The organism is Streptomyces triticagri (assembly GCF_003429565.1).
GTDB classification, from domain to species: Bacteria; Actinomycetota; Actinomycetes; order Streptomycetales; family Streptomycetaceae; genus Streptomyces; species Streptomyces triticagri.
The window spans coordinates 21,879-32,409 of sequence record NZ_QUAK01000229.1 but is presented as its reverse complement, the minus strand read 5'-3'; the positions used below and the strand labels follow the sequence as shown (position 1 = coordinate 32,409).

Sequence of the window (10,531 nt, the reverse complement as noted above, 5' to 3'; positions counted from 1 at the left end):
GTCAGCGCTCGCCGGCCGGGCGCCCCGTGGTCAGCCGGGCCGCGGAGGCGATCGTGGCGCGCGCCTCGCGCGCGCTGAGTCCCGCCCGGACCGCCGCGTCGGTGAGCTCAGGGGCGAGGCTGTCGCCGAAGCCGTTCTCGTAGGCGCGGCAAGCGGCCCAGAACAACCGGGTGTTGCGCTGACCGATCCTGGCCGCGAGGACGAACTGGACGAGGCCGTGCCCCTGGGCCGGCGATCCGCCCGCGGTCGGGCGGCACGCGCGCGTGGCGGGTGCGATGAGCCGGAGCAGCGCCCGGGGACAGGCCGCAGGTGCCAGGTGGGTCGTACCGGGGACCGTGCTGTAGACGCCGTGTTCGGTACGGGAGCCGGGGCCGACCAGGTAGCCGCCGGCGCCCCGGACGTCGATGCCGGGGGCCAGGCGGCTCGCCGAGTTGGGGACCACGACGTCGGGCGGGCCGGTGAGCCAGAGGTGCCGGCCGCCGCTCGGGGTGACCACGACGACCGTCGGTTCGATCGTGAACAGATGCCTGAGGGCCAGTTCGCGCAGGGTTGCCGAGGTGTCGGACGGCGACTTGGTGTCGAGGTCGATGCCGATCAGATGGTGTGGAGCCAGTCCGCAGGCGATGCCGTATCCGGTGGCCCAGGGCGCGGCGGCGAAGAGCTGCCGGATGCGGGACGGGTCGGTCGTCGCGTCGTACACGCCGTGCCCGGGGCGGCCGCACTCCCCGTGGCAGACGGTGGGGGTCGGATCGTCGCGGTGCGGCGAGCGCAGTGCGGGGAGTTTCGAGCGGGACAGCGGGATCACGGCCAGACCGCGCTCGGCGGCGGAGAGTGCATGGGCGAGCGCCAGGGTGGCGGCATGCCGTTCGGAGGTGGCCATGCCTCCATGTTCGTACGTATGTTCGAAGAAGGGAAGAGGGGATCGGTGGCGAAGAGGTGAGGTGCGGCTCACTCACGGGTGAGGCTCGGGATCCGGCGTAACGCTTCGCCTCTTGGGGCGCCTCGCCCGTGCGATCAATGCGCCGCCCGTGCGCCGTCCGCGCGCCCCTGATCAGGGCATTTACCGGGTTCAAGCAGGTTTATCGACTTGTCCTCACGCTTGCGAGCGAACCAGGGCGTACGGGGTGGTTCGGCGGTGATCGGCTGGGCAACTCTGGTCTCGCGACGTCGTGAACATCACCGAGGCGGTCGGCCGACTGCCCGGAAATCAGCCGCACTCAGCCGGTACTTCCGGTTCTGGAGGAATAGACATGGCAAGCACCCGTACCGCCCGCGTCCTCGCCGCCGCTGCCGCCCTGCCCCTTGCGGCCGCGCTGTTCAGCGGCGTCGCCCAGGCGGACAACGGCGGATTCGCGGACGACCGGTCGAACACGAGCGTCGCGACGATCACCGGCAGCGGCGTCGGCGACGACAACAGCGGAAACTCCGCGACCAACCAGCAGGTCGCCACCGGCACCGGCGCATCGAACAGCAACAACAACGCGCAGGTGAACGACTCGGCCTTCACGATCGTCGACCAGTCGAGCCACGACGTGGCGATCAACTTCACCGAACTCTGGTGAGCTGAGCCGCTCCCGGGGCCTTCCGGGGGGATGGCTCCGAGGGGTGTGTGAGGCGTCTGCGCGGCGGCACGGAGGGTGCTGCCGCGCAGGCGCCTGCGCGTTCGGGAGGAGCCCGGCTCAGCTGCCAGGCATGAGCGGGGCGGGTTCCCCGCGGCGTCGGTGACCTTGACATCGATCCGTATCTGACGGACAGTCAGAAACCCTGTCGAGTCCGAGGTCCGGGAGGCCCGTGCCGTGCACCTCGCCCCTACCCCGCGCCAGGACCGACTCCGTGCCGAACTGCGGGCGTACTTCCGTGCGCTGCTGCCGCGCGAGCGCGTGGACGACCCGGCCGAACAGCGGGCGCTGCTGCGGCGCATGGGGAGCGACGGCCGGCTCGGCCTCGGCTGGCCCGTCGAGTACGGGGGTCAAGGGCGCGGCCCCGACGAGCAGTTCGTCTTCTTCGACGAGGCCTACCGGGCGGGCGCGCCCGTCTCGATGGTCACCCTGAACACCGTCGGCCCCACCCTGATGAAGTACGGCAGCCAGGAGCAGAAGGACTACTTCCTGCCGCGGATCCTGAGCGGCGAGATCGTCTTCGCCATCGGGTACAGCGAGCCGTCGGCCGGGACGGATCTGGCGGCCCTGCGGACGAGGGCGCGGCGGGCGGAGGATCCGGGGGCCGACAGCGGAACGGCCGGTTCCTGGGTGATCGACGGCCAGAAGATCTTCACCTCGAACGCCCAGCAGGCGGACTGGATCTGGCTGGCCTGTCGCACCGACCCCGAGGCGCCGAAGCACCGCGGGATCTCGATCATCCTGGTGCCGACGGATGCCCCCGGGTTCTCCTGGACGCCGATCGAGACCGTGGGCGGCCTCACCACCACGGCCACGTACTACGACGGCATCCGGGTACCCGCGACCAACCTCGTCGGCCAGGAGAACGCCGGCTGGGATCTGATCACCAATCAGCTGAACCACGAGCGCGTCGCGCTGGCCGCCATCGGTATGCAGGCCGAGGACTTCTACGCGAGCGCGCTCAGGTTCGCCCGCTCACCGGATCCGGTGACCGGCCGGCGGCCCGTTGACGCTCCCTGGGTGCGTTCGAGGCTGGCCGAGGTGCACGCGAGGCTCGCGGCGACGCGCCTGCTCAACTGGCGTCTGGTGGGGGATGTCGGGGCCGGCACGCTCGCGCCCGGGGACGCCGCGGGCGTGAAATTCGTGGGAACCGAATCGGCCGTCGAGGTGTATCGAATGTGTCAGGAAATTGTGGGCGAGGCCGGCCTCGTCCGCTCCGGATCTCCGGGAGTCTTCGAGGACGGCGAGCTGGAGCGGATGAACCGCGCGGCGCAGATCAACACATTCGGGGGCGGGGTGAGCGAAGTGCAGCGGGAGATCGTCGCGACGATGCGGCTCGGCATGCGCAGGCCGAAGAGGGGAGGTGCGTGAGGGATGGAGTTCTACGACCGACTGCGGGCGTACGAAGGCAGATCAGCCGCAGAGTCCGGCCACGGCAAGGACGTGGTGAACGAGCCGATGATCCGCCACTGGTGCGAGGCGATGGGCGACACCGCCCCTGAGTACCGAGGGCCGGATGCCGTCGCCCCCGCCACCATGCTGCAGGCCTGGACGATGGGCGGGCTGTCCGGGCACTCCGGCCGCTCGGCGGCGCACGACGAGCTGTTCGCCCTGCTCGACGGCGCGGGTTACACCTCGGTCGTCGCCACCGACTGCGAGCAGGAGTATCTCCGCCCCCTGCGGCTCGGGGACGAGATCACCTTCGACGCGGTCATCGAATCGGTGTCACCGCTGAAGACCACCAAGCTGGGCACGGGCCACTTCGTGACCACCCGGATGGATGTGCGGGCAAATGGCGAGCCGGCCGGGACGCACCGCTTCCGCATCCTCAAGTACGCCCCTGCACAGCGCAGTTCGAGTCCTCGACGTACCGGTACGGACGCGCAGGAGACGGCCGGGCCCGCGGCGAGGAGACCACGGCCGGTGATCAACCGCGACAATGCCGGATTCTGGGACGGAGTGCGGAAGGACGAGCTGCTCATCCAGCGCTGCACCCAGTGCGCCACCCTGCGTCTGCCCTGGCTGCCCGGTTGCAACGTCTGCGGGGCGGCCACCTGGGACACGGTCCGGGCGAGCGGCGGCGGCACGGTCTTCTCGTACGTGGTGATGCACCACCCGCCCTTCCCCGCCTTCGATCCTCCGTATGCGGTGGGCCTGATAGAGCTGGCCGAAGGCGTCCGCCTGGTGAGCAATGTGGTGGGCGTCCTACCCGACCAGGTCCGGATCGGCGCCCCGGTGCGGCTGGAATTCCAGCAGATGGAGGATGACTTGCGGCTGCCGGTGTTCCGGATGGCCGACGTCGCCGGGGGTGAGGGCTGATGGACTTCACTCCCACCGAGGAGCAGGCGGCCGCGCGCGACCTGGCCGCGGGGATCTTCCGGGACCTGTCGACTCCTGAACGCCTGGCGAAGGCCGGCAGGAGTACGGACCGGGAGCTGTGGTCGGCCCTGTGCGCGGCGGGTCTCCCGGGCGCGGTCGAGGAGATCGGCCTGCTCGGTCTCGTCCTGCTCCTGGAGGAGCAAGGGCGCGGCACGGCTCAGGTGCCGTTCGCGGTCACCTGTCTGTATGGAGTGCATACGGTCTCCGAGCATGGGACGGCGGAGCAGCGCGAGCGGCTGCTGCCTCTGCTGGCGAGCGGTGCCGAGGTGATGACGGGCGCGTTCCCGCTGCGGTCGGTGGTGGCGGAGGCCGACGGTGCGGGGTGGCGACTGACCGGGGTGCTGACGGCGGTGCCCTGGCTGCGGGACGCGACCCGGGTCCTGGTGCCGGCCCGGGTGACGCTTCCGGACGGCACGGTGTCGGTCGGCTGCTTCCTGGTCGGGACCGGACGGACGGACGGGGACGGGCCGCCGGAAGCGGATGATGTGGAAGCGCCGGCGGTGGAAGCCGTGGAGCTGACGGCGCCCTGGTCGGCGGGGCGCCTCACGCTCGACCGGACACCGGGCGAACTGCTCGGCGCCCCGGGCCGGTTCGAGCGGCCGGCCGACCTACCGCCGGGACACGACGGACGCGACGGACACGACGGACGCTCCGGCGCGGACACCCGCGATGTGGCCGGCTACCGGGACATGGCGGTCTACCGCGATGTGCTGGCGTCCGCCCGGGTGGCGTTCGCAGGGCTCCAGGCCGGGGTGTGCGCCGGCTCGCTCGCCCGGGCCGTGGAGTACACCTCCGTCCGGGAGCAGTTCGGCAGGCCGCTCGCCGCCAAGCAGGCCGTACTGCTCCGCGCGGCCGACGCCCATATGGACACCGAGGCGATAAGGGTCACCGCCTACGAGGGATCCTGGCGCCGCGACCAGCACCTTCCCCACCAGCGGGCCGCACTCACCGCCGCCTGGTGGGCGTCCGAGGCGGGCAAGCGCGTCGTACACACCGGCCAGCACCTGCACGGCGGGACGGGCGCCGATGTGGAACATCCGGTGCACCGCCACTTCCTGTGGGGCCGTCAGCTGGATGCCTATCTCGGCCCCGGTGCAGAGATCCTGGCCGAACTGGGCGACACCATCGCGACGGAGGAGACCGTATGAGGGCGGAGGAGGCCGTATGAGCACGGGGACGGACAGGTTCGCGGAGCCGGGCGCGGAGCTCGAGCCGCTCAGGATCCCCATCACCCGCACCCTGATCGTGGCCGGGGCGATCGCCTCCCGCGACTACCAGGACGTCCACCACGATGCCGAGCTGGCCCGCGAGAAGGGCTCCCCGGACATCTTCATGAACATCCTGACGACGAACGGCCTGGTCGGCCGGTACCTCACCGACCAGTTCCCGGGAGCGACCCTGCGCAAGGTGTCGATACGCCTGGGCGTGCCCAACTACCCGGGCGACACGATGGAGTTGACCGGACGGGTGACCGCCGTCGAGGGCGACACCGTGCACGTACAGGTGGTCGGCGCCAACGACCTGGGCAAGCACGTAACCGGCTCCGTGACGCTCACCCGCAAGCCGACGCCGCCCTGGCACCAGGCCACCGGTCCGCGGGCGACGACAGCAGATGATCCGACGGAAGGAGGTGCGGCATGAGTGTCAGCAGGGCGGACCGCCTGGGCGGGCAGGCGGCGATCGTGGGCATCGGCGCCACCGAGTTCTCCAAGGACTCCGGTCGCAGCGAACTGACCCTGGCCGTCGAGGCCGTACGAGCCGCCCTCGACGACGCGGGGCTCACCCCGGCCGATGTGGACGGCCTGGTGACCTTCACGATGGACACCAGCCCGGAGATCACCGTGGCCCAGGCGTCCGGCATGGGCGAGCTCTCGTTCTTCTCCCGGATCCACTACGGCGGCGGGGCCGCCTGCGCGACCGTCCAGCAGGCCGCACTCGCGGTGGCGAGCGGCGTCGCCGAAGTCGTCGTCTGCTACCGGGCGTTCAACGAGCGATCGGGGCGCAGATTCGGCGCCGGAGTGCAGCACCGCGAGCCGTCCGCCGAGGGCGCCGCACTCGGCTGGTCCCTGCCGTTCGGTCTGCTCACCCCCGCCTCCTGGGTCGCGATGTCCGCCCAGCGCTATCTGCACACCCATGGCCTGACCTCCGAGGCCTTCGGCCGGGTCGCGGTGGTCGACCGCAAGTACGCCGCGACGAACCCGGCGGCGTATTTCCACGGCAAGCCGATCACGCTCCAGGACCACGCCGAATCGCGCTGGATCGCGGAGCCGTTGCGCCTGCTCGACTGCTGTCAGGAGACCGACGGCGGCCAGGCCGTCGTCGTCACCAGCATGCAGCGGGCGCGTGATCTGCGCCGTTCGCCGGCGGTGATCACGGCGGCGGCCCAGGGCGCGGGCCGCGGGCAGGAGCAGATGACGAGCTTCTACCGGGACGATCTCACCGGCCTGCCCGAAATGGGCGTCGTGGCCCGGCAGTTGTGGCGTACGTCCGGTCTCGGCCCGGGTGAGATGGACGTGGGCATCCTCTACGACCACTTCACTCCGTTCGTATTGATGCAGCTGGAGGAGTTCGGCTTCTGCAAGCCCGGTGAGGCGGCGGACTTCGTCGCCCAGGAGGCGCTGCCGCTCAACACCCACGGCGGCCAGCTCGGCGAGGCGTATCTGCACGGGATGAACGGCATAGCCGAGGGCGTCCGCCAGATCCGGGGTTCGGCCGTGAATCAGATACCCGGCGCGTCCCGGGTCCTGGTCACCGCGGGCACGGGCGTCCCCACATCGGGGCTGATTCTGGGCTCGGACGGCTGAACCGGCGTGTGTTCGGGGCCTCTTGCGGCCCCCGGGCCGTTCACTCATGACATGGCACGCAATGAACCGATCATGAGACCGGCCCTGAAGCGAGTGCTGCTGCCGGTGGCCGCCCTGCTGTCGCTCGCCCTCGCGGCACCACCGGCCGCGGCCGCCGACCCGGGGCAGGAGCAGGCACTCGCCGAGGTGTACCGCGGCTGGGCGTTCGACACCTGCGACGCCCCGTCCGTCGCGACGATGTCGGCCTGGCGCTCCTCCGACTACGGCGCGGTGGGCATCTACTTCGGCGGCCGGGGCCGGCACTGCCAGAAGCAGCCGAATCTCGACCGCTCCTGGGTGCGGTCCGTGGACGGCCAGGGCTGGGGGCTGCTGCCGCTGTACGTCGGTTCGCAGTCGCCGTGCGTCCACGCCAAGAACAAGCAGGACGTACGGATCACCGGCGACCCGGCGACCCGTGGCGCGACCGAGGGGCGGGACGCGGTCGGCCGGGCACAGCAGCTCGGCATCCAGCCCCGGAGCCCGCTCTACCTCGACATGGAGGGCTATGACATCAAGAACAAGGCGTGCGCCGACAAGACTCTGGCCTTCGTACGGGCCTGGAACCGTGAAGTACGCAGCCAGGGCTACCTGCCCGGCTTCTACAGCAGTGCGGACTCCGGCGTGACTCACATGCAGCAGGCGCAGCGGGCCGGCGTCGGCGACCTGCCCGAGGTGATGTGGTTCGCGCGCTGGAACACCCCGCCGAATCTGTACGGCGAGCCGGCGCTCGACCAGGGCGCCTGGTTCCCGCACCGCCGCATCCACCAGTACCGGGGCAATTCGAAGGAGGCGTACGGCGGCCACACACTCACTGTGGACCGCAATCTGATGGAGGCACCGGTGGCCCGCGTCGTCGTCTGACCCCGTCCGGCGCCGACCGCCTCGGGCGACCCGTCGCCGCTCCGCGGGCCCCCGAGGCGGTCGTCCCCGACGACCCCGTCGTAGCAAGTCGTACAGTGCGGGACCACCCCTGCAGGGAGGGCATCCGGCAATACCCCGAGGAGGGCGCAAAGCCTCCTCCACCCTCAGGAGGTGGGGCTACCACCCCTCGTACAACCTGAGGCGGACACCGCTTCGGGACCTGCGGCCGATCCGCTCGGACAGGGGGGACTTCTAGCGTTGAGCCATGACCACGCCTGTCTGCACCAGCGCATCGAAGGTCTCTGCGAGGACCGCCCCCGCGCCGTCCTATCCGTCGTTCGCCTCCTATATGCGGGCCCGCCAACCCGTGCTGCTGCGCACCGCGCGCTCGCTCACCGCGAACCCGTCCGATGCCGAGGACCTGCTGCAGACGGCGCTGACCAAGACGTACGTCGCGTGGGAGCGGATCGAGGACCATCGGGCGCTCGACGGGTACGTACGCAGGGCGCTGTTGAACACCCGCACATCGCAGTGGCGCAAGCGCAAGGTGGACGAGTTCGCCTGCGAGGAGCTGCCCGAGCCGGATCCCGCGCCGGTCGGCGACCCGGCCGAGCAGCAGGTGCTCCGGGACGCGATGTGGCGCGCGATCATGAAGCTGCCGGCCCGGCAGCGGGCCATGGTCGTCCTGCGGTACTACGAGGACCTCAGCGAGGCGCAGACCGCCGAGGTCCTCGGTGTCTCGATCGGCACGGTGAAGAGCGCCGTCAGCCGCGCCCTCGCCAAGCTGCGCGACGACCCGGAGCTCAGCCCGGTCCGCTGACGTCGGGTCATACCCGGAGGACCGGCATCCACCCGGTCACCGTAGTCCGGTTCATCCGATGGCACGCCCCGCCGGCCGTGTGGGGCCGAAGCAGCGGGCGCCGACCGGCAAGAAAGCTACCGAGAGGTAGTGACATACCGATTGGTATGTGCGCAGAATCGTCCCACTTGACGCGATGAGGCGTTAGCGCCCACCGGGAGGACGCTGTGCAGAGCACGATGCAGGACGTACCACTGACCGTGACCCGACTTCTGCGCCACGGGTCGACCATCCACGGCGGGTCCACGGTGACCACGTGGACCGGCGCGGCCGAGCCCCATGTGCGTACGTACGCCGAGGTGGGCGAGCGGGCCGCCCAGCTGGCCCACGCGCTGCGCGAGGACCTGGGTGTGGACAGCGATCAGCGTGTGGCCACCCTGATGTGGAACAACGCCGAGCACCTCGAGGCCTACTTCGCCGTCCCCTGCATGGGCGCGGTCCTGCACACCCTCAATCTCCGGCTCCCCGCCGAGCAGCTCGCCTGGATCGTCAATCACGCGGCCGACCGGGTCGTCCTGGTGAACGGCTCGCTGATCCCCCTGCTCGCCCCGCTCCTGCCGCATCTGTCGAGCATCGAGCACATCGTCGTCAGCGGCCCCGGCGACCGCACCCCGCTCGCCGACGCACCCGTGCCGGTCCACGAGTACGAGGAACTGCTCGCCGACAAGCCCACCAGCTACGACTGGCCCGAGCTCGACGAGCGCACCGCCGCCGCCATGTGCTACACCTCCGGCACGACGGGCGATCCGAAGGGCGTCGTCTACTCGCACCGTTCGATCTATCTGCACTCGATGCAGGTGAACATGGCGCAGTCGATGGGCCTCACCGACCGCGACACCAGCCTCGTCGTGGTCCCCCAGTTCCACGTCAACGCCTGGGGTCTGCCGCACGCCGTCTTCATGACTGGCGTGAATCTGCTGATGCCGGACCGCTTCCTGCAGCCCGAGCCGCTCGCCGAGATGATCGAGAGCGTGCGCCCCACACACGCCGCTGCCGTGCCCACCATCTGGCAGGGACTGCTCGGCGAACTCACCGCCAAGCCGCGCGACATCAGCTCGCTCACCCAGGTGACCATCGGCGGCTCCGCCTGTCCGCCCAGCCTCATGGAGGCGTACGACAAGCTCGGCGTGCAGGTCTGTCACGCCTGGGGGATGACCGAGACCTCGCCGCTCGGCACGGTGGCCCGGCCGCCCGCCGGGGTGAGCGAGGAGGAGGAACTCGGCTACCGGCTCACCCAGGGGCGCTTCCCGGCGAGCGTCGAGCCGCGGCTCACCGGGCCCGGCGGCGAGATTCTGCCCTGGGACGGCGAGTCCGCCGGTGAGCTCGAGGTGCGCGGCCCGTGGATCGCCGGCGCCTACTACGGCGGCGCGGCCGGCGAAGACCTGCGCCCCGCGGACAAGTTCAGCGAGGACGGCTGGCTGAAGACGGGCGACGTCGGCACCATCAGCCCCGACGGATACCTCACCCTCACCGACCGGGCGAAGGACGTCATCAAGTCCGGCGGCGAGTGGATCTCGTCCATGGAGCTCGAGAACGTCCTGATGTCCCACCCCGATGTCGCCGAGGCCGCCGTGGTGGCCGTACCGGACGACAAGTGGGGCGAGCGGCCGCTGGCGACGGTGGTCCTCAAGGAGGGCGCGAGCGCCGACTTCGAGACGCTGCGGGCCTTCCTCGGCGAGAAGATCGCCAAGTGGCAGCTGCCGGAGCGCTGGGCGATCATCCCCGCCGTGCCGAAGACGAGCGTCGGCAAGTTCGACAAGAAGGTCATCCGCCGGCAGTACGCGGACGGTGATCTGGATGTGGAGCAGGTGAAGCCGCAGCAGTAGGCGGTCCGGTACGGGGTGGTGCTCGATGTTTCACGTGGAACATCGGGCACCGCCCCGTACTGCGTATGCGTTCTGCGTACGAGTTCTGCGTATGAGTTCTGCGTGCGAACGACCCGGCAGAGCCGACCAGTTCGCGCCGCCACG

10 protein-coding genes are annotated in these 10,531 nt (G+C 70.6%); 9 read left to right on the top strand and 1 reads right to left on the bottom strand.

What is annotated here, in order from left to right:
* Position 1: 1 nt before the first annotated feature.
* A complete protein-coding gene (locus tag DY218_RS30540; protein ID WP_128559416.1) occupies positions 2-880 on the bottom strand; it encodes a bifunctional DNA primase/polymerase in 879 nt (292 codons plus the stop codon).
* A gap of 370 nt (positions 881-1,250) precedes the next feature.
* Between DY218_RS30540 and DY218_RS30535 the strand changes: the two genes are divergently transcribed.
* From DY218_RS30535 to DY218_RS30495, 9 genes are all read left to right on the top strand, one after another.
* On the top strand, positions 1,251-1,562 hold the full coding sequence (locus DY218_RS30535) for a hypothetical protein (RefSeq protein ID WP_128559415.1): 312 nt from the start codon (positions 1,251-1,253) through the stop codon (positions 1,560-1,562).
* Positions 1,563-1,796: 234 nt separating this feature from the next.
* Positions 1,797-2,990 (top strand): acyl-CoA dehydrogenase family protein, encoded by a 1,194-nt coding sequence (locus tag DY218_RS30530; protein ID WP_128559414.1) that lies wholly within the window; start codon positions 1,797-1,799, stop codon positions 2,988-2,990.
* Between the two features lie 3 nt (positions 2,991-2,993).
* The gene (locus DY218_RS30525; protein ID WP_128559413.1) at positions 2,994-3,938 is read left to right on the top strand and encodes a bifunctional MaoC family dehydratase N-terminal/OB-fold nucleic acid binding domain-containing protein; all 945 of its coding nucleotides are present in this window, start codon (positions 2,994-2,996) and stop codon (positions 3,936-3,938) included.
* The gene (locus DY218_RS30520) at positions 3,938-5,146 is read left to right on the top strand and encodes an acyl-CoA dehydrogenase family protein (RefSeq protein WP_128559412.1); all 1,209 of its coding nucleotides are present in this window, start codon (positions 3,938-3,940) and stop codon (positions 5,144-5,146) included. The genes DY218_RS30525 and DY218_RS30520 overlap by 1 nt, the downstream gene beginning before the upstream one ends.
* Positions 5,147-5,162: 16 nt before the next feature.
* Complete coding sequence (locus tag DY218_RS30515; protein WP_128559411.1) at positions 5,163-5,639, top strand: MaoC family dehydratase; 477 nt, start codon at positions 5,163-5,165, stop codon at positions 5,637-5,639.
* Complete coding sequence (locus tag DY218_RS30510) at positions 5,636-6,802, top strand: lipid-transfer protein (protein ID WP_128559410.1); 1,167 nt, start codon at positions 5,636-5,638, stop codon at positions 6,800-6,802. The genes DY218_RS30515 and DY218_RS30510 overlap by 4 nt, the downstream gene beginning before the upstream one ends.
* A gap of 51 nt (positions 6,803-6,853) precedes the next feature.
* Positions 6,854-7,702, top strand: coding sequence for a DUF1906 domain-containing protein (locus DY218_RS30505; protein ID WP_233521980.1), 849 nt, complete (start codon positions 6,854-6,856; stop codon positions 7,700-7,702).
* A gap of 265 nt (positions 7,703-7,967) precedes the next feature.
* Positions 7,968-8,522, top strand: a complete 555-nt coding sequence (locus DY218_RS30500; protein WP_128559409.1) for a SigE family RNA polymerase sigma factor — start codon at positions 7,968-7,970, stop codon at positions 8,520-8,522.
* Between the two features lie 206 nt (positions 8,523-8,728).
* Positions 8,729-10,387: a long-chain fatty acid--CoA ligase gene (locus tag DY218_RS30495; protein WP_128559408.1), complete on the top strand. Its 1,659-nt coding sequence runs from the start codon at positions 8,729-8,731 to the stop codon at positions 10,385-10,387.
* Positions 10,388-10,531: the final 144 nt, after the last annotated feature.